This is a genomic window from Kitasatospora brasiliensis (genome assembly GCF_032654805.1).
In the GTDB taxonomy this organism is placed as follows: Bacteria; Actinomycetota; Actinomycetes; order Streptomycetales; family Streptomycetaceae; genus Kitasatospora; species Kitasatospora brasiliensis.
In genome coordinates this window covers 330870-353958 of record NZ_JAUOOW010000004.1, presented here as the reverse complement: position 1 = coordinate 353958, position 23089 = coordinate 330870, and the positions used below count along the sequence as shown (strand labels likewise).

The following is a 23089-nucleotide window of genomic DNA, read 5'->3' as shown; positions in this document are numbered from 1 at the left end:
CACATACCCCCCACGGGCATTCCGGACAGTGCGGGATCAGCCACCCGCCTCCCGGTGCCGCCACCGCACCGGGTCCGCGGCTCCCGCCGCCCCCGGCGCGGTCCGGGCCGGGGCCCGGTAGCCCGCGGTGGAGAGCACCAGCATCTCGTTCTCCCCGGGCCGCAACTCGTAGGCCACCCGCTCCACCCGGCTCGGAGCCCCGAGGGCGGCCAGTTCCGCGCGCAGCCGGTCCAGCCCCTGGTAGCGCTCTCCGGTGTCGTGCAGCACCAGAGGGAAGATCCGCACCTCGCGCCGCGCGACCCGGGCGAGCTCCAGCAGGGCCGCCCGGTGGAACTCCCCGTCGAGCCGGCTGCCGTACGAGAACAGCAGGTGCGAGCTGAGCACCAGGTCGAACGAGTCGTCGGCGAAGGGGAGTTCCGGCAGCGAGCCGGCCAGGTAGCGCTCCGGGCGGGCGGCGATATCGGCCCGGAAGGCGCGGGCGTTGGCGGTCCACTGGCGGATCAGGTCGTCCGCGTCGGCGTACCAGGACCAGACGTAGCCCTCGGTCTCCTTCGCCAGCAGCTCGCGCTTGAAGGCGGTCTCCCGCTCCACCAGCGGGCCCAGTTCCTCGCGGTGCTCGGCGTACTGGCGGTCGACGGCGACGGCATCGACGCCGCGCCGCCCGGCCTCCGCCACGAAGCTCGCCGCGCCGGCCGGGCAGTCCAGGATGCGCTGCTCCAGGTCCTGGTCCCCCAGCGCGAACATCGCCCGGTAGTCCGCGAAGGAACGTGCACTGACCAGCAAGGCTCAACCTCTCCCGATGAACGGCATGGTGGTCGGCAGCACCACCAGGGACTGGATGGTGGTGTCCGGCGGCTGCGAGGCCATCAGCACCAGCGCCTCGGTGAAGCGCTCCACCGGGATGGTCGCCTCGACGGCCATCGTCCGGTCGGCCTGCATCGCGGCCGGCTGCGGGCCGCCGTCCACCGGGGTGACGTTGCCGACGTCGATCTGCCCGCAGGAGATGCCGTACGGCCGGCCGTCCAGGGCGAGCACCTTGGTGAGGCCGAGGACGGCGTGCTTGGCGGCCGTGTACGCGATGGAGTTCGGGCGCGGCGCATAGGCCGAGGGCGCGCCGTTGTTGATGATCCGCCCACCCTGCGGGGTCTGGGCGCTCATCACCCGGAAGGCCTCGCGGGCGCAGAGGAAACCGCCGGTGACGATGGTGTCCAGCACCCGGTTCCAGTCCTCGAACGGGGTCTCGGTGATCGGCCGGCGCGGGGCGGCGGCGCCCGCGTTGTTGAACAGCAGGTCCAGCCGCCCGTACCGGTCGACGGTGGCATCGAAGAGCCGGGCGACCTCCTCCGGGCTGCGGATGTCGGTCGGGACGGGCAGTACCCGTTCGGCCTCGGGCCCGGCCAGGGCCGCGGTCTCCTCCAACGCGTCCTTGCGGCGCCCTGCCACGACCACCGTCCAGCCGGCCGCCAGCAGGGCCAGCGCCGAGGCCCGGCCCAGGCCGCTGCCCCCGCCGGTGACGATCGCCACCCGCCCGTGCGGCGCGGCCGCGCCTCCGTCTCCCCTCACGGCGTCCACTCCTCCCCCTCGTTGAGCCAGATCCGCAGCATCCGCCGGGAGTAGGGCCCGGGTTCGTCGACGTACGGGGAACGCCCGTGCAGCACCCGGCTGTTGCGGATGATCAGCAGGTCCCCGGGGCCCATCGGCAGCCCGAAGGCGATCTCCGGCCGGTAGAGCACCTCGTCCAGTACGCCCAGCGCCTCCCACTGGCGATCCGTCAGTTCCGGCCCGCCGCGGTCGGGGGATGAGCGGACGGTGCGGGTCTGGTAGTAGCAGCCGATCGTCCCGTCCTTGCGGTCGTAGAGGATCGGGGTGACCACCACCTGGGGGCCGGACCGGCCGGTGCGGTCGAAGGTCCAGTCCTCGCGGAGCGTGCGCAGCGCGTCCGGCCGCTCCCGCTCGATCAGGTCGTGCACGTGCCGGGCGCTCGCCAGTTTGGTCAACCCGCCTCCGTCGAAGGCGGGTTGGAGGCAGAGCAGGACCAGAAGGTCACAGGTGTCGCAGTGGAAGCCGAGTTCGGTGTTGCCGTCGCCGTCCTGGTCGCGCAGCACCGCGGTGAGGTCGCCGCGCCCGTTCTGCGGGACGATCCGCCCGAAGTCCCCCAGCAGGAAGGAGAGCACCTCGGTGATCTCCTGCTCCGGGTGGGACGGGTCCACCAGGCCGCTCACATGGGTGATGCCGACCGAGCCGGCCGCGTCCCGGACGAACTCCCGCAGCCGGGAGCGCACCTCCTCGGCCTCGCCCCACGTCCCGGCCCGCGCGTCGGCCCAGAGCAGCCGCCGCTCCCGTTCCCCCAGCGGGAGCGACCAGAGCTCCCGTCGGGCCTCCAACTCCAGGCTGCTCCAGCCGATTTCGGTCACCGCATCCATGCCCTCTCCTCCCTACCGGCAGCCGGCCGAGACGGCCTTCGCCCACAGCTCCAGGCCCTCGTCGATCTGTTCGGCCGTGACGACCAGCGCGGGGATCATCCGGACCACGTTGACATGGATGCCGCACAGCAACAGCAGCAGCCCGTGCTCGGCCGCCGCCTGCTGGACGCGCCGGGCCGTCTCCGGGTCCGGGGTGCCGTCCGGGCGGCAGAACTCGCCGGCCGCCATCAGCCCGAGCCCGCGGACGTCGGCGATCCCGGGCGCCCCGGCGGCGACCGCCCGCAGTCCGGCCAGCAGCCGGGCCCCCTGTTCGGCCGCGTTCTCGACCAGCCGCTCCTCCCGCAGCACCTCCAGGGTCGCCAGCGCGGCGGCGCAGGCCACCGGGTTGCCGCCGTACGTGCCGCCCTGCGAACCGGGCCAGGCGCGGCCCATCAGCTCGGCGGGCGCGGCGATCGCGGACAGCGGGAAGCCGCTGGCCAGGCCCTTGGCGGTGATCAGCACATCGGGCACCACCCCCGCCTCGTACTCGTGGGCCCAGAACCGGCCGGTGCGGCCGAAGCCGCTCTGCACCTCGTCCATCACCAGCAGGATGCCATGGCGGTCGGCCCGCTCGCGCAGCCCGGCCAGGAAGCCGGGCGGGGCCGGCACGTAGCCGCCCTCGCCGAGCACCGGCTCGACGAACATCGCGGCCGTCTCGGCGGGCGCGGAGACGGTGGCGAGCACCTCGTCCAGTCCGCGCAGGGCGTGCGCCACGGCCTCCTCCTCGGACAGGCCGAGCCGGAAGGCGGCCGGGAAGGGCGCCACCGCGACGCCGGGCATCATCGGTCCGACGCCCGCCCGGAACCGGATGCCGGCCGTGGTGAGCGAGGCCGCGCCCATGGTCCGGCCGTGGAAGGAGCCCTCGAAGACGATCACGTTCTGCCGTCCGGTCGCCTGCCGGGCGAGCCGCAGCGCGGCCTCCACCGCCTCGGTGCCGGCGGTGGCGAAGAACAGCGTGTCCAGGCCGGATGGCAGGACTTCGCCCAACCGCTCGGCGAGGGTGAGGAGTTGGTCGTGCAGCACGGTGGTGTACTGCCCGTGGATCAGCCGGCCGGCCTGTTCCCGGACGGCCTCGACCACCCGCGGGTGGCAGTGACCGGTGCTGGTCACCCCCACGCCGGAGGTGAAGTCGAGGTACCGACGGCCGTCGGCGTCGTAGAGGTGGAGGCCTTCGCCGCGGACGGCGACGACCGGGGTGGCCTGCTTGAGCACCGGGGAGAGCTGGGACACGGGGCCTGCCTTCACGGGTTGGTCCTGCCTTCACGGGTGAGTGGGTTCGGGCCGACGGGCGGCAGGTAGCCGGCCTCGGCGGCCCAGGTGAGCGCGGCCGACCACCACTGCGGGGTCGGCGCCGCGAAGCGCACGCCCAGCCGGTCGAGCACCGCGGTGGTGTACGTGCTGTCCACCAGGACCCGGCGCTCCTCCTGGGCCGCCCAGGCCGCGGCCACCCTGGCTTCCGTCGGGTGGCGGCGCTCGGCCCGGGCGAGGGCGGCCGCGAAGCCCTCCTCGTCGGTGAGCCGCACGCGGTGGCCGTGCCCGGCCAGCCACCCCACCAGCTCGTCGTGCGGGACGGCGTGCGGGGACTCCACGTGGTACGCGCCGGGCGCGGCGTACGGGTCGAGGGCGATCGCGGCGATCCCGGCGGCCACCGTGTCCACGTGGGAGAACGCGAACGCGGTGTCCGGCCGGCTCGGCGCGGCGCCGGCCAGCAGGTAGCCGCGGATCAGCTGGTAGATCCGGTTGTCGCCGGCGTTGGCCTGGAACGCGCCGGTGCGGCTGTGCGCCGCGATGTGGCCGCTGCGGTGCAGGTAGCCGGCGCGGCCACCGGCGGCCCATGCCCGGACGGCCTGCTCGGCCCGGTACTTGGTCCGCTCGTACGGGGTGCGGAAGTGCTGGCCGATCTCCAGGTCCGCCTCGCTGAAGCGGCGCGGCGGGCCGTCCACGCCGCCCGAGACGGCGAGCGTGGAGACGTGGTGGAGCCGGGCGTCCGGGGCGTGCTCCCCGACCCAGTCGAGCAGTCGGCGCACCGCCGTGTGGTTGGTGCGCTCCAGCTCGTCCGGCGAGGCCACCAGCCGGACGTCCGCCGCCGCGTGCACCACCAGGTGGGCGCCCCGGGCGAGGTCCAGTCCGGCCGGGGAGAGGCCGAGGCCGTCCCGGTCGATGTCCCCGGCGAGCGCCCTGGCCGGACGGAGCCCGGCGCCGCGGCCGAGCCGTCGCAGCGCCTCGGCGTCGTCGGCGGCCCGTACCAGGCAGGTGACCTCGGCGCCGCGCCGACGGAACGCTTCCAGCAGGTGGCGGCCGAGGTAGCCGGTGGCGCCGGTGAGCAGCACCCGGGCGGGTTCGCGCACGCTCGCCCGGGCCATCGGGGCGACGCCGGAGTGCAGCAGCTGGCCCGAGGTGGACAGCGGTGCCCGGACCGGCGGTGCGGCCTCCGGCGCCCCGGCCTCGGCCGCCACGGTCCGGGCGAACCGGCCGGTGATCCGCTCGGCGGCCTCATCGGACAGCTCGGGCCGGCCGTACACCAGGTCGGCCACCAGCCGCCGCTCCACCACCCGCGCGGTGAGCCGCAGTTCGTACAGCGGGTCGCCCCCGGCGCAGCGGGCCACCCCGGCCTGCTCGGCGGCGACGGTCCAGTCCAGCGCGGGCTCCTCGGGCAGCCGGAAGGTGCCGAGGAAGTTGAAGCCGACGGCGGGCCGCTCCCCGGGTGCGTCCATCGGCCGGACGGGCGCCTCGCGCAGCCGCCGCGCCACGGTGTCCGGGGTGGCCCCGGCGTCCAGCTCGATGTGCTTGGCGGCGGTGAACCAGCCGACGGTGTCCAGGAATTCGCCCGGGTCGCCGACCGCGTCCCGGCCGTGGGTCTCGACTTCCACCGCGAGCCGGGGGCGGCCGCTGCCGCCGGTGACGGTGGCGATGGTGGTGACGGCTTCGGCGAAGGCGGCGAGCAGGACGGCCTCCAGCCCGGCCCCGGCGCCGTGTCGGGCGATCAGCCGGGCGGTGGGCTCCGGGTCGAGCGTCCAGCTGAGCGCGGCGGGGTGCTGGACGGCCGCGTCCTCGACGGCGGCTTCTGCGACGTCCGGTGTGGACGCGGGCTCCGCCGCCGCCCAGGCGTAGAAGTCCGCCGTCGGCGGCAGGTCGGCGGGCTTGTGGTCGAGCACCGCCCGGTACGCCTGCGCCAGGTCGTCCAGCAGGATCCGCCAGGACAGCCCGTCGACCACCAGGTGGTGCGCGATCAGCGCGAGCCGGTCGTCGGTGCCGGGCGGGCCGGAGAACAGGTGGACGCGCAGCAGCCGGCCGGCCGACGGGTCGAGGCTGCGGTGGAGTTCGGTGCAGACCCCGGCGACGGCGTCGGCGATCTCCTCGGCCGCGCACGGGATCCGGGAGTAGGAGACCGGGTCGAGACCGGCCACCGGCCGGGGCTCCCCGCAGCCCTCCGGGGAGATCGGGCGGCGCAGCGCCGGGTGGCGCTCCAGCACGGCCGCGACGGCCGCCGAGAGCGCCTGCGGCTCGACGGCGGTGCGGCAGCGCAGCAGCACCGACTGGTTCCAGTGCCGCACGTCCCGCAATGACCGCCGACGGTACAACCACCGTTGTGCCGGGGCGAGTTGCCCTCCCTCGGGGGCGCCCGCCGCGGCCGGGACGACGGGCGCGGCCGGGACGGCGGCCGCCGCCAGGCCCTCGGCCGTCGGGTGCCGGTAGAAGTCCTCGTAGGCGACCCGCAGGCCGGAGCGCCGCAGGAAGGCGATGGTGCGCATGGCGAGGATGGAGTCCCCGCCGAGTCCCAGCACGTCGGCGCGCGGCCCGACCGCGGGCAGGCCGAGCGCGCCCGCCCAGAACCGGGCGATCTCCCCGGCCAGGCCGCTGCCGGCGGTGCCGCTCGACTCGGCTCGGGCCTCGACCAGTTCGGCCGCCAGCTCGGCCAGCCGCTGCCGGTCGAGCTTGCCGTTCGGCCCTACCGGGAAGTGCGGCAGCACCAGGATCGGCTGCGGCACGGAGTAGCCGGGCAGCCGGTCCCGCAGGTGAGCGACGAGCCCCTCAAGCCCGCCGGATGACCCTCCGGGGGGCCCGCCGAAGCCGTCCACCAGCCGGACCACGCCGACCAGTTGGTTGCCGAGCGAGCCCTCCCGCAGCAGCGCCGCCGAGCGGGCGACCCCCGGGTAGCCGTCCATGGCCCGCTCGACCTCGGCGAGGTCCACCCGGTAGCCGCGGACCTTCACCTGGCGGTCCACCCGGCCCAGGAAGACCAGGTTCCCGTCCGCCCGCCGTCGGCACAAGTCGCCGGTACGGTACATGAGGTGGCCGTCGTGTCGGACGAAGCCGCGGGCGGTCTCGGCCGGCCGGCCGAAGTACCCGGCGGTCACGCCCCGGCCGCCGATGAGCAGTTCACCCACCGTGCCGTCCGGCACCGCCCGGCCCGCGCCGTCCACCACGGTCAGCAGCACCTCGCCGATCCCGCTGCCGATCGGCACGGTCGGCTCCTCGGCGGGCAGGTGGCGCGCCGAGGTGGCCAGGAGGCAGGTGGCGCCGACGGTGGTCTCGGTCGGGCCGTAGTGGTTGGCCAGCCGCCGGGTGGTGCCGCCGTCGAGCAGGGCGGCGGCGAGCGGGCGCGGCAGCGGCTCGCCGCCGAGCAGCACGGTGTGCAGCGGCGCGGAGTCGGCCGGGCGGCCCTCCAGCAGGGCGGTCAGGTGTGAGGGGGTGGTCTTCAGCACGTCCACCCGGGCGCGGCGCAGGGAGGCCCAGAAGGCCTCCGGGTCGCGCACCTCGTGGTCCGGGACGAGGTGCACCGCGCCGCCGGTGGCCAGGGCGAGCAGCCAGGCGGTGTGGCCGAGGTCGGCGGCCAGGGTGGTGACGTGCGCGGCGCACGGCGCGTCCGCCTCGGTGAGGCCGAGCCGCCCGGCCAGCGCCCTGGCGTAGTGCACGGCGTTGGCGTGGGTGACGGCCACCGCCTTGGGCTCGCCGCTCGACCCGGAGGTGAAGGAGAGGTAGGCGAGGTCCTCGCCCCGCACCTCGGACCGCACCGGCGGCAGGTCGGGCAGCGCCGCGAGGTCGACCGGCTCGCCGCCGAGCCCGTCCTCGGTGGCCAGCACCCGGGCCACCCGCACGGCGGCCAGCCGCCGGGCCAGGTCGGCGGCCGACCAGTCCGGGTCGGCCAGCACGGCCGCGGCGCCCGAGCGCAGCACCCCGTACAGCAGCACCAGCATCCGGGCGTCCCGGGGCCCGACCAGGGCGACCCGGTCGCCCCGGCCGGTGCCGGCGGCGGCCAGCCGGGCGGCGATCCGGTCGGCCGCGGCGTCGACCGTGCGGTAGTCGAAGGTGCGCACCCCGTCGCCGAGGGCGGGCCGCTCGGGGTGGGCCCGGGCGAGGTGTGCGAGCAGTTCGGGCAGCGAACCGGCGTCGTTGAGACTGGACGCCGACCGGACGTGCCGCGTCGCGGAGGTCACGCCGAACCGCCCCTCCTCCGGCCCGCCCGGGCGGGCCCGGCGCCCACCTCCGGGTCTCCCGCCAGGTAGCCGTCCAGCCGCGCCCCTTCGGGCAGTCGTCCGCTCAACTCCCAAGCGAGCATGCGGTGCAGGCCGTCGACATGGATCAGGCCGGACCGCACCTCCAGGTCTCCGTAGTCGGAGTGGTCGATCGGGGCGGTGCTCAGGAAGACGGGGGTGAACGGGGCCTGCCCGAGCAGCCGCAGCTTCGCCGCGCAGACCGGGTTGGCGGCGCCCCAGGCGGCCCCGCCGACCCGGATCCGCTCGGCCGCCTCGGCCACCGTCAGCCCGGAGCGCGGCACCAGTTCGAGCGCGCCGCCCTCGCTGAGGTGCCAGGGCAGCACGACGCCCAGCACGTCCGCCCGGGACAGCCGGATCCGCCACCAGCCGCCGGGGATCCGGTCGGCGCGTTCGAGGCTCTCCTCGCCGTACATGTTGCTGTTCGCCTCGTGGGCCCGCTCCAGCGGGTGGTCCCGCAGGTAGGCGTCGTGCACCTCGGGGTAGGCGACGGCGGTGACGATCTCCACGGCAGTGCTCCTCAGACGGTTCCGGTGTACTCGGTGCGAGCGGCGTCGGCGTACCCGACGCCCTCGGCACCGGCGTACTCGGTGAAGTGCCGCTCCGCGAACAGCTCGGGCCACTGGCCGTCGGCCAGGTCCAGTTCGCGGGCCCGGGCGAGCATCTGCCGCCAGTACGGCTTCACCGGGCGCCAGCGCGCGCCCACCTGGCAGTAGGAGGCGTCGACGAAGTAGCGGGGCCGGCCCGGCCCTTCGGGCGCCGGCCTGCGGGTGTGGAACAGCGCCGAGTTGAGCAGCACCGTCGAGCCGGGCGGCAGCCGGTCGATCACCACCTCGCCGGGCAGTCGCGCGGTGCCGCGGTGGGCGAAGGCGGTCTTGTCGGCGGCGCGCAGGTGGGAGCCGGGCAGTACGGCCAGGCAGCCGACCTTCTCGTCCAGTCCGCCGAGGTAGTGCAGCGTGTGGACCATCAGCAGCGACGGGTCGCGGCGGTCGTTGGGCTCGCAGTCGTGGTGCCAGGCCTTGCCCGGCACCCCCGGGTCCTGGCGGTCGCTGTGCAGGTGGTGGAAGACGAAGTCCGGCCCGATCAGCCGGGCCAGGGCCCGCATCAGCGGGGGGTGGGTGAGGAGTTCGCCGTGGGCGGGCAGTTCCAGTTCCAGGAGCGGGGGCGGCCCGTGGCGTAACGGATCGGTGCACGCGGCGATCGACCGGGCGCGCAGGCCCTCGTCGACCCACCGGTCGACCTCGGGGGCGAGCCGTTCGCGCAGCGCTTCCGGCAGCAGACCGGGCAGGACGAGGTACCCGGACTCCAGGAACTGACGGCGGTGCTCGGTGTCGAGGGCCTCACGCCCTCCGGGAAACAGCGTCACCGAACCGATCCCCTCCTTCCGTTCGGCGGTGGGCACACTGGGGCTTGGCGCCACGGGCGGTGGCACGGGCATGGAGGTGCACGGGGGTCATCCAGACCTCGGGTGGCGGCGGAGCGTCCGTCACAGGCGCCGCGGCCGCCACGGCTGAATCGCGATCACCACGAAGAGGCGTGCGTTGATCACGCAAGGTAGTCCGCCTCAGGAGTATGAACCTGTCCTCGCGTCCACGACAAGGCCCTGCCAACCCGTGGACACCTTCCCGCCACCGTGCCGTTCAGCTCCGGCCACCACTGGACTCCCGCCCCACCGGGCACTCCGGGCGGCTCCCGCCCCGGTGATTCGCCGCAGGAACAGCGGATGCGGCACAGTGAGGTCATGAGCGCGGGAACCAGGAGCGACCGAACGGCCGGGCCGGGCAGGCGCCGCCCCGTCCAGCAGCGCAGCCAGGAGCGGTACGGCCGCATCCTGGACGCCTGTGCCGGACTGCTGGACGAGGTCGGGGCGACCGCTCTCACCACCAAGGAGGTCGCCCAGCGCGCCCGGGTGCCGATCGGCACCCTGTACCAGTTCTTCGCCGGCAAGGAGGACCTGCTGGCCGCGCTCGCCACCCGCAACCTCGACCACTACCTCCAGCGCCTGGACGCCCGGCTGGCCTCCGCCGCACCGGTCGGGCCCGCCCTGTTCACCGACCTCGCGGTGGAGGAGTTCGTGGCGATGAAGCGCTCGGTGCCGGGCTTCGGCCAACTGGACTTCGGCCTGGCCGGCGGCCCCGTCGTGCCCAGGGGCGTCCGGGACGACCGGCACCTGCTGGACGCGGGCGTGGACAACAACACGGCCGTCGCCCTGCGGCTCCAGACGCTCGGCGGCGAACTGTTCCGCGCGGGCGACCCGGCAGCCGTCACGCTGACCCTTCGGGTGGCCCTGGAGGCGGCGGACGCGGTGCTCAAACTGGCCTTCCGGGAGGCCCCGGACGGCGATCCGGCGCTGATCGCCGAGTGCAAGCGGTTGATGCGCGGCTACCTCGCGCAACAGCCGCCCGCCCACTGACACCCGCCCCCCTGCCCCGCGCGTCCCGCCCGGCCGAGCCGTTGCGCGCCCGGCGCGCCCGCAGCACAGTGGATAGCGGGATCGGCCGTGAAGGCGGCCGGTACGCACGACCCGAGGGAGCAGACCATGCACGCAGCGGTAGGCGACCAGCTCCACATCCACAGCAGGTCGGTGGGCATGGTGGACCAGAAGGGCGAGATCGTCGAGGTGCGCGGCGCCGACGGCCAGCCGCCGTACGTGGTCCGCTTCGAGGACGGCCACGAAGGCCTGATCTACCCCGGCCCCGACTGCAACATCGAACACCGCCTGGCGGAACGCTGACCGACGCCCCCGCCGCCCCGCGTCGACGACGCGCGCGGTGGTGAGGGCGGTGTCCGCCCCCACGACCCCGCTGCCCGGGGCGCTCGCCGGGCTCGCGCCACTGCTGGACCACTACGGGTACCTGGCGGTGGCGCTGCTCGTGCTGCTGGACAACTGCGGCATCCCGGTACCCGGGCAGACCATCCTGGTGCTGGCCTCGGTGTACGCCGGCACCGGGCACCTGGACTTCGCCGCGGTGCTGCTGATCGCGGCCGTCGCCGCCGCGCTCGGCAACAGCCTCGGCTACCTGATCGGCCACTCCGGCGGGCGCGCCTTCGTCCACCGCTGGGGCCGCTACGTGCTGCTCACCCCGGCCCGGATGGAGCGCGCGGACGGCTTCTTCGCCCGGCACGGCGGCAAGGTCGTCACCGTCGCCCGGTTCGTGGACGGGCTGCGCCAGTACAACGGGATCATCGCCGGGACGACCGAGATGCCCTGGCGCCGGTTCCTGCCGTACAACCTGCTCGGCGCGGTGCTGTGGACGGCGGTCTGGGGCACCTTCGGCTTCGTCGCCGGGGCCAACATCGGCACCGTCTACCACACGGCGCTGCGCTACCAGGGCTGGTTCGCGGTCGGACTGGGGGTGCTGGTGGCGGCCTTCCTGCTCCGGCAGGTGCTGCGCTACCGGCGCCGGCGCCGCGAGGGCACCGACGCCTCCGAAGACGGCCCCTGACGAAGAGGGCCCCTGACGAAGGCGGGCCCTAACGCAGCGGGAACACCTCGAACGGCACCGCGAAGCGCGTCCCCAGCCGGCTGCCCGCGCCGCGGCCGAAGCCCTCCAGGAACTCCCGCGGCTCCCCCATCTCCCCGCCCAGCCCGGCCAGGTACGCCTTGTGCTCCTCCAGCGAGGCGACGCCCCGGTCGAAGTGCTCGGTGGTGTCCACCGCGTGCCCGGCCTCCGGCGAGGCCACCGCCCAGATCTGCCGCACGCCGTTCCACGGCTCGTGGCCCTCGGCGAGCAGCTCGCGGAACACCCAGCGGTTCCCCGCGTCCCGGACGCCGTCCAGGGTCGCCCGGCCGACCGCGATGTGGTCGGCCTGGTTGAGGAACACCCCGCCGTAGGTGTCCCGGAAGTTGCTGGTGATCACGATGTCCGGCCGGTGCCTGCGCACCGCCCGCGCGATGTCCCGGCGCAGCGGCAGCCCGTACTCCAGCACGCCGTCCGGGTGGCCGAGGAACTCCACGGTGTCGACGCCGACCACCCGGGCGGAGGCGATCTGCTCGGCCTCGCGCAGCGGGCCGCACTCGGCCGGGTCCAGCGAGTCGATGCCCGCCTCGCCGCTGGTGACCATCACGTAGACGACCTTCTTGCCCTGGGAGGTCCAGCGGGCGACGGCCGCGGCCCCGCCGTACTCCATGTCGTCGGGGTGGGCGACGACCGCCAGCGCGGTCTGCCAGTCCTCGTCCAGCGGCTCGTAGGGCTGGGGGGCCTGCTCGGTCATGCTGCTCGTCCTCTCGGTGATCCGCTCATACGTTCTCTTATCGGACATCCACGCCGTTGTGACTCTAGAAGAGCCGTCTCCCCACGCCCCGTCGGACACCGCCGCATCCAGGCGGCTTGCCCCTGACGCATGCGTCAGGGGTTAGCGTCCCGGCGTCCCGCGGCGGCGCCGACCGCCGCACTCCCCCGTTCCGAGGAGCGCCGCCATGGCCCTGCCCGCCACCACCCGCGTCGTCCGGCTGACCGCCACCCCCGAGGGGCTGCCCGCCGCCGAGGACTTCACCGTGGCCGAGGAGCCGCTCCCGGCGCCCGGCCCCGGGGAAGTGCTAATCCGCAACCGGGCCTTCCTGGTCTTCCCCGCACTGCGCACCCTGATCGGCGGCGGAGGTTCCGGCCTGCCGCTGCCCCGCCTCGCCCCGGGCGACGCGCTGTTCGGTCCGGCCCTCGGCGAGGTGCTGGCCGCACCCGAGGGCAGCCCGCTGCGCCCGGGCGACCTGGTCACCCACCTGGACGGCTGGCGGGAGCACGCGCTCGGCGAGGCCGCGCGGTTCACGCCCGTCCCCTTCGACTTCCCGGACCCGCTCGCCCTGCTCTCCGCCGCCTCGGCCGGTTACGGCGGGCTGACCCGCTCCGCCGGGGTGCGCCCGGGCGACGTGGTGCTGGTGACCGGCGCGGCCGGCGCGGTCGGCAGCCTGGCCGGGCAGCTCGCCCGGCTGCTCGGCGCCGCCCGGGTGATCGGCACCACCCGCTCGCCCGCCAAGGCGAAGCGGCTGACCGCCGAACTCGGTTACGACGCGGTGCTGGTGCCCGGCGAGCGCCCGTTCGCCGAGCAGCTGGCCGAGGCCGCGCCGGACGGCGTCGACGTCGTCCTGGACCTGGTCGGCGGCGAGCAGCTGACCGCCGCCGTGGACGCGGCCCGGCGCGGCGCCCGGTTCGCCCTGGTCGGCGCACTGGCCGGCCAGCTCGACCCGGAGCGCCCGGGCGGCGACGCCCCGACCGTGATCGACGCGTTCCGGGTCGTCACCCTCGGCCTGAGCCTGCGCGGCTTCACCGTGCTCGACCACCCCGACCTGGAGGCCGAGTGGCGCGAGCGCCTGGCCGGCTGGCTGCGCGCCGGGGAGCTCACCTTCCCCCGGACCGCGGTGGCGGGCATCGACCGGGCCGCCGAAGCGTTGACCAAGCTGTTCACCGGGGACACCTTCGGGGCGACCATCGTGGAAATCTGACGACCGAGGAGCGGGCATGCGGATCGGGGACGCGGCAGCGGCGGCGGGCACCACACCCAGGGCACTGCGCTTCTACGAGCAGCGCGGCCTGCTCGACCCGCCCGCCCGCTCCGCCTCCGGCCAGCGCGAGTACGGACCGGCCGAGGTGGCCCGGGTCCGGGTGATCCGCCAACTCCTCGCCGTGGGGCTGACGGTGGACGACCTGGCCAGCCGCGCCCACCGGCTCGACCTGCTGGCCGAGGACCCGCCGGTCCGCTGCTCCGCCTCCCCCGGCCCCGACACCTACGCCCCGATCGTCCACGCCCGCCTGGCCACCCTGAACGCCGAGATCGCCCGTCTCACCGCTCTGCGCGACAAGCTCGCCCACCACATCGCCACCGGCGGCGCCGAGGTGCCGGGCTGAGCCCCCGACAGCGGACTCGCCCGGGACCTCGCGACGGGAGCGCGCGAGGGTATCGGGGGCGGATCACGGCGCGTCGGGGCGAGCTGGGGGGTCGGCGGGAGCGGCGGCGGGCTCCCCGGCTGAGCCCCCGACAGCGGACTCGCCCGGGACCTCGCGACGGGAGCGCGCGAGGTACCGGGCGAGGGTACTGGGGGGCCTGTCAGGCCGCGTCGGGGGCGAGCCGGGGGTCGGCCGGTGCGGCGGCGGGCTGCTGGGCGGGCCAGTGGATGCGGGTGGCGCACAGCGAGACCACGGCGGCGGAGGCGGCGACGGCGACCATGCCCCAGAGCAGGCTGGTGGCGCCGGCGATGAAGCCGATCACCGCGGGGCCGGCCAGCAGGCCGGTGGTGCCCATGGCGGCGACCAGGGAGAGCGCGTCGGGTCCCTGCCGGGCGGCCGCGACGTAGACGCACGGGGTCACCGCCGCGACGCCGAGGCCGACGCAGGCGAAGCCGAGCAGGGTCGGGACGACGCCGCCGACCGCGAGGGCGAGGGCGAGCCCGAGGCCGGCCAGCAGGCTGCCGGTGCGCACGATCCGGCCGTCGCCGAAGCGGGTGCGCCAGCCGTCCGCGAAGATCCGGGCGCAGACCATCATCACCGACACCACGGCGATGCCCATCGGGGCGAGCCCGGCGCCGGCGTGCGCGTAGTCCTTGAGGTAGAGCGCCGACCAGTCGTTCATGGCGCCCTCGGTGACGGTGCCGAAGACCATCGCCAGGCCCATCCAGAGGGTCACGGCGGACGGCAGCACGAAGCCCCGGCGCCGCTTCTTCTCCTCCGGTTCGGCCGCGGCTTCGGCCGGGCCGTCCGCCAGCAGTCCCGGCCGGGCGGCCACCACCAGCACCGCGAGCAGGGCCGCGGCCAGGCCGAAGTGCACCGCCAGGGTGCCGGTGGCGGAGGTGACGCCCGAGGCCAGCAGGGCGGCGAGCAGCGAGCCGGCGCTGAAGGTGGCGTGCAGCCTGGACATCGTGGTCCGCTCGTAGCGGGCCTCCAGCGCCGCGCCCTGGGCGTTCATCGCGACGTTCAGGCAGCCGACCGCGGCGCCGTCGAGGAACAGCACCAGCAGTGTCACCGGGTAGTTCGGCACCACCGACAGGGCGAGCAGGACCCCGCCGAGCACCAGCGCGGACAGTACCGAGAGCAGGCGGGAGCCGAGCCGCCGCATCAGCACCGTGACCAGGGGGAAGGACACCGCCGCGCCGATTCCGCAGGTCATCAGCAGCAGGCCGATCTGGGCCTCGCCCAGGTCGAGCCGCGCCTTGAGGGCGGGCACCCGGGAGACCCAGGTCGCGTACTGGAATCCGAGGACGAGGAACAGTGCGCCGATGGCCACTTGGGACCGGCGGAAGTCGTCGCGAACGGGGGACATCGGTATCAGCCCACTTCGGCTCTGGGGTGCGGCCCGGGGAGCGGGCCGGTGGAGTGCGGCAGCGGCCGGACCGGGGCGGGTTCCAGCGGCATCGCCATGTAGACCGCCCGGGTGCCGTAGCTCTCGGGCAGGTCGATCTCGGGCCGGGCGCGGTAGCCCAGCGGGGTCCACAGCACGTGCGAACCGCGGACGGCGACCAGCGAGGCGGTCCGGTAGCCGCCCGCCCGGGCGGTGTGCTCCAGGTGCCGCAGCATCCGCTGGGACAGGCCCCGGCCGCGCAGTTCCTCGGCGATCACCAGGTCGTGGGCGTGCATGTTGGTCGAGTGCACGCCCCCGTCCTCGCTGCGGCTGAGGTCCGGGCAGCGGAACAGCGGGTACGGCAGGGCGAGCAGGTAGCCGCCGAGGCCGCCCGCGTGCTCCAGCACGAAGCAGGTGTCCGGCGAGGCGCGGTGCCGGGAGCGCAGCGCCTCCCGCCCCTCGGACAGGCCGCTGGCGGCGTAGGCGCGCTCCTCCAGCGCGACCACGCCGTCCCAGTCCTCCTCCCGGAGCAGCCGGATGCGGTACTCGCTCATGCGTGTCCTTCCTCGGGGCGTCCGCCGACGCAGGTGTACGGCAGTGGCGCGAAGCCGTTGAAGCCCTGGGTGGCGTAGGCGGTGGCGTAGGCGCCGCAGGAGTGGATCCAGACCGGGTCGCCGGAGGCGATCGCGTGCGGGACGCGGACCAGGCCGTCCTCCCGGGCGTACGCGTCGTCGCTGTCGCAGGTCGGGCCGGCCACCACGGCGTTGACGAACTGCCCGCCGGGGTGGGTCGGGAACTCCAGCCGGTACTGCAACTGGTCCATCTCGTACAGGCCGTTGAACTTGCCGCAGCTCAGGTAGAGCCAGTTCTCCCGGGTGCCGTCGAGGCGGCCGCGGGAGGTGAGCCGGGCGACGTGGGCGCGGATCGCGCCGTGGTCGGCGACCAGGTGGCGCCCGGGTTCCAGCAGGAACTCCAGCGGCCCCGCGTTGACGGCGCGCAGCCGCTCCATGCCCTCGCGGATCACCGTGAACATCTTGTCCAGCGGCGGGTCCAGCGGCCGCCCGTACCGGTCCAGGACGCCGAGGGCGGGCAGTCCGCCGCCGAGGTTGATCCGGGTCGGGGTGATGCCGCGCCAGTTGAGCGCCTCCAGCACGGCGGACAGCGACTCCACCGCGCCGTGCCAGGCCTCGGCGGTCATCTGCTGGGAACCGACGTGCACCGACAGGCCGGACGGGACGAGCCCGGCGGTGCGGGCTTCCCCGAGCACCCGCAGCGCGTCTTCGGGCGAGCAGCCGAACTTGTGGCCCAGGCCCCACAGCGCGCCCTCGCCGGTGGTCTCGATCCGGCAGAACACCCGCGCCCCCGGGGCGTGTCGGGCGATCGCGGCGACGTCCTCCAGGCTGTCGGTGGCGAAGTCCCGTACGCCCAGCCGGTGGGCCTCGGCGATGTTGGAGTCGGACTTGATGGTGTTGCCGTAGTGGATCAGCCCGGGGTCGACGCCGGTGCGCAGCGCCTGGGCGATCTCCTGCGGGCTGGCCGCGTCGAAGCCGGAGCCGAGGGCGGCGAGGTGGCCGAGCACCTCGTCCACCGGGCAGGCCTTCATCGCGAACCGCACGGCCACGCCCGGAAGTTCGGCGCACAGGGCGGCGTACTGTCGGCCGATGCCGTCCAGGTCGTAGATGATCCGGTCGTCGGTGGCGGCGGCGAGCGCGGCGCGCAGGGAGGTGCGGTCGGGCGCGCCGGAGCGCGGAGCCTCGCTCCGCGGCGGCGCGTCGGTGTGGACCGCGGAGACGGCCGGGATGCGGTGGGTGGTGCGTACGGCCCGGCCGGTGGCCCGGGTCACGGTGGTACTGGTCTGGCGTATCACGTTGGTCTTCCCGTCCGACTAGCGCGGCAGCCGGTCGGCGGGGGTGGCCTTGCTCGCCCGCACCAGCGGGCCCCACGCGTCGATCAGCACTGCGAAGTCCTCGATGTCCGCCTGCGCCTCGTCGAGCAGGCGCGCCCGCAGGGGCGCCAGGTGGTCGGCGAATTCGGCGTACTTGCCGCCGAGCCGCCGGTAGCAGCGGTCGAGTTCGGCGAGCCTGCGATGGTTCTCCGCGCGGTCCGTCGCGGCGCTGCGACGGGCGGAGTCGGCGATCGCCCCGGGGCGGACGTGGTGCTGCTCGTCCAACAGGGCGCCGCCGGCGGCCTCCATCTCGGCGTACACCGGGTAGAGGTAGAGCATGGAGAGCAGGAACTTGGCGTAGCGCAGCTGGTAGGCGGTGAAGCCGGGGCCGGTACGCCGTTCCGGGGTGTGGTAGTTGACGATGTGGCGGTTGTGGGTGACACCGGGCAGGGTCGCGTCCCGCACCAGGTGGTGCAGGAAGTAGTCGCTGCCGATGGTGTCGGTGGCGGGCGGCAGCGGCACCCGCTCGTACACCTCGCGGTCGAGGCCGATGTTGCACATGTCGATGTGCCAGATGTCGGGCAGGTCGAGCACGGCGCGGTCGGTGGTGAACGGCTCGCTGCCGCCGCCGGTGAAGGACTCGGCGACGAGTTCGCGCTTGTCCTCCTCGCTCGCGCCGGTGGGTGCCCAGAGCGCTACCACCTCGTGGTAGACCTCGGGGTCGATCTCGCGGATCTCGCCGACGTCGACGGAGAGTTCGCCGACGAAGGAGGCTCCGACGAGGGCGACGGGCTTGTCCGCGTGGACCGGGTCGAGGCGGTTCTCGGTGACGGCGGCGGCCGCGTCGGCGGCCTTCAGCCCGAGCGTGGCCAGCTCGTGCTCGATCGGGAACACCGGTTCGCCGTCGAGCAGTTGGTAGCTGCTGTCGGAGTCGCGGCGGTGCACCGAGTCGCAGTCGAGCGCGGCGGCCAGCAGGAACGCCCGGTTGGTGCAGGCGCCGTAGGAGACGGCGCCCGGCAGCATGAGGTCCAGCAGCCGATCCGGGTCGGCCGCGCCGGAGCGCTCGATCGCCTCGCGCAGGAAGGCCCGCTGGGCGTCCTCGTCCAGGTGGTGGACGACCACGCCTTCGACGGCCGGCAGGGCGGCGAGCGCCTCGGCGTGCCGGGCGCGGGTCGTGCGGTCGGCGGAGTCCAGGACCAGCAGGTGCACCCGGACGCCGAACCGCCGTACGGCGTAGGCGGCTTCGGCGCCGATCGCGGTGATGGTGTCCGCGCACTCGCGGTTGGTGGGCAGGGTCAGGCAGACGGCGCGCATTCCCGCTCCCCCGTGACGTCCCGCCGGTCAGGGTGCTCCTCGAACGGCTTGCCGCTCCAGGACCGCAGGCCGAGCAGCTTCTCCCCCAGCTCGGTGAGTTCAGCGGTCGGGTAGCGCAGCGCCTCGGGCCGGTCGGCGTCGCCGACCAGGGTGCGGTTCCAGTCCGGGGTGGCGAGGGTGCGCCAGGACTCCACCCGGGAGCGGCGCAGCTTCTCGGACTCCTCCAGCGCGGGCATCATCGACAGGTACTGCACCGCGCGCACGCCGTTCTCGGAGGTGTTGCGCGCCACGCCGTGGGCCAGCAGGCCGTTCCAGATCAGCAGGTCGCCGGCCTTCAGCTCGGGCCGCACGACGGGGTACTCGTCGCGGTCGATGTCCGGGCGGATCGGGTCGCGGTCGGCCGGCTGGGCGGCCTGCCAGGTGTTGAAGCGGCGGAACAGCTCCGGGTCGCACTGGAAGCCGCCGTGGTCGGGGGCGGTGTCGTTGAGCGCGATGATGCCCTGGACGCGCTGCGGCAGCATCCCCTGGGTGGTGTCGACGTCCCAGTGCAGCTCGATGTCGAAGCCGCGGTCGGTGGGCTCGATCAGCGCGCGGTCGCGGTTGCGGACGTTCGGCGGGTTGAGGTTGAGCCGGTCGAGGGTGACCCAGAGCTCCTCGCAGTCCCACACGTCCACGAAGGCGTCGTAGACGCGCTGCGACTGGCGGCTGTCCCAGAGGAGTTGGTGGTGGTAGGCCTCGACGAAGCCGTAGACGTGCAGGTGCTGGTCGAGTTCGTCGCGGTACTCGCGCTCCTGGTACCAGTCCTCGGGGCGGTCCGGCGACAGGCCCTGGAACTCCCAGGCGAAGTCGAGCAGTCGGCGCGCGGCCTCGGCCGGGACGGCCTGCTTGACCACGACGTAGCCGTAGGTCTGCCAGAACGCGTAGTCCTCCTCGGAGAGCACGCGCAGCGGGTGGTTCTTGCGGATCTCGCGCAGCGCGGTCCGGGCGAGGTAGCTCTCGGTGTCGGCGCTAAAGTAGGGGCGTTGCGACGCGGCCCGGTACAGGTATTCCCCGGCGGGTTCGTCGGGGTGTTCGGCAGGGCTCGGCATGGGCGGTCACTCCATGGTTCGTAGTCGATGCGGTGCTTCCTCGCACGCTCGTGCGGGCACGGCGGGTCGACGGCCGGTCAGCGGCCGTGACAGGGATTCGAGCGCGGACCGGAGGGCCTGTCCGCATACGCTCGTTCTCGCTCCGGCCCGCACGCACGGAGCAGCGCACGTCAGCGGGCCAACTCGCCCGCTCGGCAAGGCCGCTCACCCCGCATCAGTCTTTGCCGAACCGCGCTCCCCATACGTTGGACTAGACCAACTAATGGTGTCAACCCTTTCCCGGGGGTTACCGATTGGGAAATTGCGCAGCTCACGGGCGCTTATCGAGGGTTTGCTTTATGTTCCGGAGACTGACATAAGCGCGGGTATGTTTCGGTAATTGACATAATCCCGGAAACGGTGAACCCGTCGTCGCGGGCCGAGCGTTGGGTCCGGGCCGTCAGCCCCGGGTCCGCCGCCGGTCCTGGGCCCGGACCGCCAGTCCCGGGCCCGGACCATCGGTCCCGGATCCGCCGTCAGTCCTGGATCCGCCGCCAGGGCCGCTCGGCCTCCAGCGCGAAGGCCAGCTCCAGCAGCAGCCGCTCCTGCCCGTACGCGGCCGACAGGTGCACTCCGACCGGCAGGCCGTCTGGCGCCGAGCCCGCCGGCAGCGCGATGCCCGGGCCGCCGGTCACGTTGTTGACCGGGGTGAAGGCGACGTAGCGGGTCAGCCGGTCCATCAGCTCGTCGAAGTCCACGTTCGGACTCAGGTGGCCGATCGGCGGGGCGGTGTGGGCGAGCACCGGGGAGAGGATCACGTCGTGGCCGCGGAAGATCCGCGCGTACACGCCCTCGGCCCGGCGCAGCCGCCGCAGCACGGCCGGGGTCCGCGCGAACTCGGACCGGAACCGGCGGCGCAGCCCGGTGGTCAGGCCGTCCAGCCTCCCGGCCCGGAAGCTCGGGTCCAGCATCAGCCGGCCGGTGGCGGCGATGATCCAGGCGATGTACCCCCAGTAGGCGAGGAAGTCGCGGGAGAACTCCTCGCCGAAGGGCAGCACGGTGGGCTCGACCAGGTGGCCCATCGCCTCCAGCCGGGCGGCGGTCTCCTCGACCACCCGCCGGGTCGGCTCGTCGGTCCTGGCGGTCGGCGAGTCCAGCACCAGGCCGATCCGCAGCCGGCGCTCGCCCGGCCCCTCGACCAGGCCGAGCGGCGGCAGCCCGGGGTTGCCGTGGTGCCGCTCGGCGGCGGCGAAGAAGGCGGCGGTGTCGCGCACCGAGCGGGTCAGCACGCCGTCGGTGACCAGGTCGATCGGCAGTTTGCCGCCCTGGGCGTTGACCACCAGCCGGCCCCGGGTGGGCTTGAGCCCGACCAGGCCGCAGCAGGCCGCGGGGATGCGGATCGAGCCGCCGCCGTCGTTGGCGTGCGCGATCGGCACCACCCCGGAGGCCACCAGGGCCGCCGCGCCGCCCGAGGAGGCGCCGGCCGAGTGCGAGGGCTTCCACGGGTTGCGCACCGGCTGGGCGGTGGCGAACTCGGTGGAGGCGTTGAGGCCGAACTCGGGCAGCCTGGTCTTGCCGAGCACCGCCAGGCCGGTGGCGAGGAACTGGTCGGCGAAGGGCGCGTTGCGGCGGGCCGGACGGGCGCGGTACGACTCGCTGCCCATCGCGGTCGGCAGGCCGCGCAGGTCCACGTTGTCCTTGAGGTAGCTCGGCACGCCCCACAGTGGACCGCCGATGCCCTCCCGGCTGATCTGCGGCTTGTCGTACGAAGCATGGGCGACGGGCCGCAGCGTGCCGTCCACCCGCGCGGCCCGCTCGACGGCCGCGGCGACCAGCTCCCGGGGGTTGACCTCGCCGGACCGGACGAGCGCGGCCAGCGCCACCGCGTCGTGGGCGCCCAGGGCGTCGTCGGAGAACGCGTGGACCCGCTCGTCGTTCATCCGAACTCCCCACTCCCTGCCGGGCGTTCCGCCGCCCGGCGATCAAACCGGCCGGGTCGGTCCTGCCCGGTTCTACTGACGGGTAATCTCGCGCATCCTCGCACGCGGAGCCGACTCGGCGGTACCCATCGGTCCCAGAACCGATCTGATGGTCATCACAACGGCGAGGGCGCACAGCCGCTCCTCCCGCGCCCCCGCCTTCACACCGTCCGCCGGTCCGTGATCGTTTCGCCGCACGCCGCCGGGAAAGATCACGTCTCGTTCGGGAGGACCGCCCCGGTCCTCCCACCCGAACCAAGGTGACGCCCGTGCCCGCCCCCTTCTTCCCGACCACCAGGTTCACCGCCGCCACCGCCCCCGGCGCCCTCCCACTGCTCGGCCACGCCGCCGCGCTCCTGCGCCGCCCGCACGCCTTCGTCGCCGGCCTGCCCGCCCACGGCGACCTCGTCCGACTGCGGCTCGGCCCGCTGCGCGCGTACGTGGTCTGCCACCCCGAACTGGTCCGCCGGATGCTCACCGAGGACCGCGTCTTCGACAAGGGCGGTCCCCTGGTCGACAAGGCCCGCGAGGTCTTCGGCAACGGCCTCGCCACCTGCCCGGCCGCCGCCCACCGCCGCCGGCGCCGGATGCTGCAACCCGCCTTCCACCGCGACCGGCTGCCCGGCTACGCCGCGCTGATGACCGAGGAGATCGCCGCCGCCACCGCTTCCTGGCGCGACGGCGACGTGATCGACGTCCCCGCCGCGATGTACCGGCTGACCACCGCCGTCACCGCCCGCTGTCTGTTCGCCGCGCACGAACGGGCCGGCTCGCTGCCGGTGCACGAGAGCATGGACGTCGTCACCCGGGGCGTCGCCCGGCGGGTGCTGCTGCCGCCCGGCGCCGACCGCCTGCCCACCCCCGGCAACCGCCGCTTCCGGCGCGCCCAGCGGTGCCTGCGGGAGATCACCCGGCGGCTGATCGCCGACTACCGCGCCACCGGCACCGACCACCGGGACCTGCTCTCCACCCTGCTCGCCGCCCGGGACGAGGACGGGCGGAGCCTGTCCGACGCCGAGGTCCACGAGCAGGTGGTCACCTTCCTGCTGGCCGGGATGGAGACCACCGCGGCCACCCTCTCCTGGGCCTGGACCCTGCTCGCCGCCAACCCGGCCGTCCGCGCGCGGCTGCACACCGAACTGGACACCGTCCTGGACGGCCGCCCGGCCCGCCACGAGGACCTGCCCGCGCTGCCGCTGACGGCCAGGATCGTGAGCGAGACCCTGCGGCTCTACCCGCCGCCGTGGATCCTCAGCCGCACCGCCACCGCCGACACCGAACTCGGCGGCCACCGCGTCCCGGCGGGCACCACCCTGCTGTACAGCCCGTACCTGCTGCACCGCCGGGCCGACCTGTTCCCCCGCCCCCACCGCTTCGACCCCGACCGCTGGCTCACCGCCGCCCGGCCCGCCCCCGGCGTCTACACGCCGTTCGGCCTCGGCGCCCGCCGCTGCATCGGCGACGCCTTCGGCACCACCGAGGCCGTCCTGGCCCTCGCCACCATCGCCGCCCGCTGGACCGTCGCCCCCACCCCCGGCCGGGCCGTCCGCCCCACCCGCAGCTCCTCCCTGGCGCCCCGGCCGTTCACCGCGACGCTGACCCACCGGGTCCGCTGACC

20 protein-coding genes are annotated in these 23089 nt (G+C 74.7%); 6 read left to right on the top strand and 14 right to left on the bottom strand.

All coding sequences use genetic code 11. The features are described 5' to 3' along the window. Positions 1-36 precede the first annotated feature (36 nt). The 7 genes from QWJ13_RS17725 to QWJ13_RS17695 are packed head-to-tail and all read right to left on the bottom strand — an operon-like array spanning position 37 to position 9323. Positions 37-783 (bottom strand): methyltransferase domain-containing protein, encoded by a 747-nt coding sequence (locus QWJ13_RS17725; protein ID WP_316525545.1) that lies wholly within the window; start codon positions 781-783, stop codon positions 37-39. A 3-nt stretch (positions 784-786) separates the two neighbouring features. Continuing rightward, the gene (locus QWJ13_RS17720; protein WP_316525544.1) at positions 787-1563 is read right to left on the bottom strand and encodes an SDR family oxidoreductase; all 777 of its coding nucleotides are present in this window, start codon (positions 1561-1563) and stop codon (positions 787-789) included. Beyond that, a complete protein-coding gene (locus tag QWJ13_RS17715; protein ID WP_316525543.1) occupies positions 1560-2423 on the bottom strand; it encodes a TauD/TfdA family dioxygenase in 864 nt (287 codons plus the stop codon). Before QWJ13_RS17715 ends, QWJ13_RS17720 begins: the two co-directional genes overlap by 4 nt. Before the next feature lie 12 nt (positions 2424-2435). Then, complete coding sequence (locus tag QWJ13_RS17710) at positions 2436-3692, bottom strand: aspartate aminotransferase family protein (protein ID WP_316526010.1); 1257 nt, start codon at positions 3690-3692, stop codon at positions 2436-2438. Positions 3693-3703: 11 nt separating this feature from the next. Continuing rightward, complete coding sequence (locus QWJ13_RS17705; RefSeq protein ID WP_316525542.1) at positions 3704-7900, bottom strand: SDR family oxidoreductase; 4197 nt, start codon at positions 7898-7900, stop codon at positions 3704-3706. Next, a complete protein-coding gene (locus tag QWJ13_RS17700; RefSeq protein ID WP_316525541.1) occupies positions 7897-8466 on the bottom strand; it encodes a DUF6309 family protein in 570 nt (189 codons plus the stop codon). Before QWJ13_RS17700 ends, QWJ13_RS17705 begins: the two co-directional genes overlap by 4 nt. Positions 8467-8477: 11 nt before the next feature. Continuing rightward, entirely contained in the window at positions 8478-9323 is an 846-nt protein-coding gene (locus QWJ13_RS17695) for a phytanoyl-CoA dioxygenase family protein (RefSeq protein ID WP_316525539.1), read from the bottom strand. A 375-nt stretch (positions 9324-9698) separates the two neighbouring features. Between QWJ13_RS17695 and QWJ13_RS17690 the strand changes: the two genes are divergently transcribed. The 3 genes from QWJ13_RS17690 to QWJ13_RS17680 all read left to right on the top strand — a co-directional run bounded on the left by QWJ13_RS17690 (position 9699) and on the right by QWJ13_RS17680 (position 11403). Next, complete coding sequence (locus QWJ13_RS17690) at positions 9699-10370, top strand: TetR/AcrR family transcriptional regulator (RefSeq protein WP_316525538.1); 672 nt, start codon at positions 9699-9701, stop codon at positions 10368-10370. Positions 10371-10496: 126 nt separating this feature from the next. Next, entirely contained in the window at positions 10497-10691 is a 195-nt protein-coding gene (locus tag QWJ13_RS17685; protein WP_316525537.1) for a DUF1918 domain-containing protein, read from the top strand. A 49-nt stretch (positions 10692-10740) separates the two neighbouring features. Next, on the top strand, positions 10741-11403 hold the full coding sequence (locus tag QWJ13_RS17680) for a DedA family protein (RefSeq protein ID WP_316525536.1): 663 nt from the start codon (positions 10741-10743) through the stop codon (positions 11401-11403). Positions 11404-11431: 28 nt separating this feature from the next. Here QWJ13_RS17680 and QWJ13_RS17675 read toward each other — a convergent pair whose 3' ends face one another. After that, a complete protein-coding gene (locus QWJ13_RS17675; protein ID WP_316525535.1) occupies positions 11432-12172 on the bottom strand; it encodes a PIG-L deacetylase family protein in 741 nt (246 codons plus the stop codon). 205 nt (positions 12173-12377) lie between these two features. On the opposite strand from QWJ13_RS17675, the gene QWJ13_RS17670 reads away from it, so the two are divergent. Beyond that, a complete protein-coding gene (locus tag QWJ13_RS17670) occupies positions 12378-13397 on the top strand; it encodes an MDR family NADP-dependent oxidoreductase (protein WP_316525534.1) in 1020 nt (339 codons plus the stop codon). A gap of 16 nt (positions 13398-13413) precedes the next feature. After that, the gene (locus tag QWJ13_RS17665; protein ID WP_316525532.1) at positions 13414-13800 is read left to right on the top strand and encodes a MerR family transcriptional regulator; all 387 of its coding nucleotides are present in this window, start codon (positions 13414-13416) and stop codon (positions 13798-13800) included. 199 nt (positions 13801-13999) lie between these two features. Here the strand turns inward: QWJ13_RS17665 and QWJ13_RS17660 are convergent, their stop codons facing one another. The 6 genes from QWJ13_RS17660 to QWJ13_RS17635 form a co-directional block, all read right to left on the bottom strand. Then, positions 14000-15208, bottom strand: coding sequence for an MFS transporter (locus tag QWJ13_RS17660; RefSeq protein WP_316525531.1), 1209 nt, complete (start codon positions 15206-15208; stop codon positions 14000-14002). 5 nt (positions 15209-15213) lie between these two features. Further along, positions 15214-15780, bottom strand: a complete 567-nt coding sequence (locus QWJ13_RS17655; protein WP_316525530.1) for a GNAT family N-acetyltransferase — start codon at positions 15778-15780, stop codon at positions 15214-15216. After that, positions 15777-16946 (bottom strand): type III PLP-dependent enzyme, encoded by a 1170-nt coding sequence (locus QWJ13_RS17650; protein WP_316526008.1) that lies wholly within the window; start codon positions 16944-16946, stop codon positions 15777-15779. Before QWJ13_RS17650 ends, QWJ13_RS17655 begins: the two co-directional genes overlap by 4 nt. A 165-nt stretch (positions 16947-17111) precedes the next feature. Then, positions 17112-18425, bottom strand: coding sequence for a DUF6271 family protein (locus QWJ13_RS17645; RefSeq protein ID WP_316525529.1), 1314 nt, complete (start codon positions 18423-18425; stop codon positions 17112-17114). Further along, the gene (locus QWJ13_RS17640) at positions 18407-19513 is read right to left on the bottom strand and encodes a phytanoyl-CoA dioxygenase family protein (RefSeq protein ID WP_316525528.1); all 1107 of its coding nucleotides are present in this window, start codon (positions 19511-19513) and stop codon (positions 18407-18409) included. The genes QWJ13_RS17645 and QWJ13_RS17640 overlap by 19 nt, the downstream gene beginning before the upstream one ends. Before the next feature lie 515 nt (positions 19514-20028). Further along, the gene (locus tag QWJ13_RS17635; RefSeq protein ID WP_316525527.1) at positions 20029-21432 is read right to left on the bottom strand and encodes an amidase; all 1404 of its coding nucleotides are present in this window, start codon (positions 21430-21432) and stop codon (positions 20029-20031) included. A gap of 308 nt (positions 21433-21740) precedes the next feature. On the opposite strand from QWJ13_RS17635, the gene QWJ13_RS17630 reads away from it, so the two are divergent. Then, complete coding sequence (locus QWJ13_RS17630; RefSeq protein WP_316525526.1) at positions 21741-23087, top strand: cytochrome P450; 1347 nt, start codon at positions 21741-21743, stop codon at positions 23085-23087. Positions 23088-23089 lie beyond the last annotated feature (2 nt).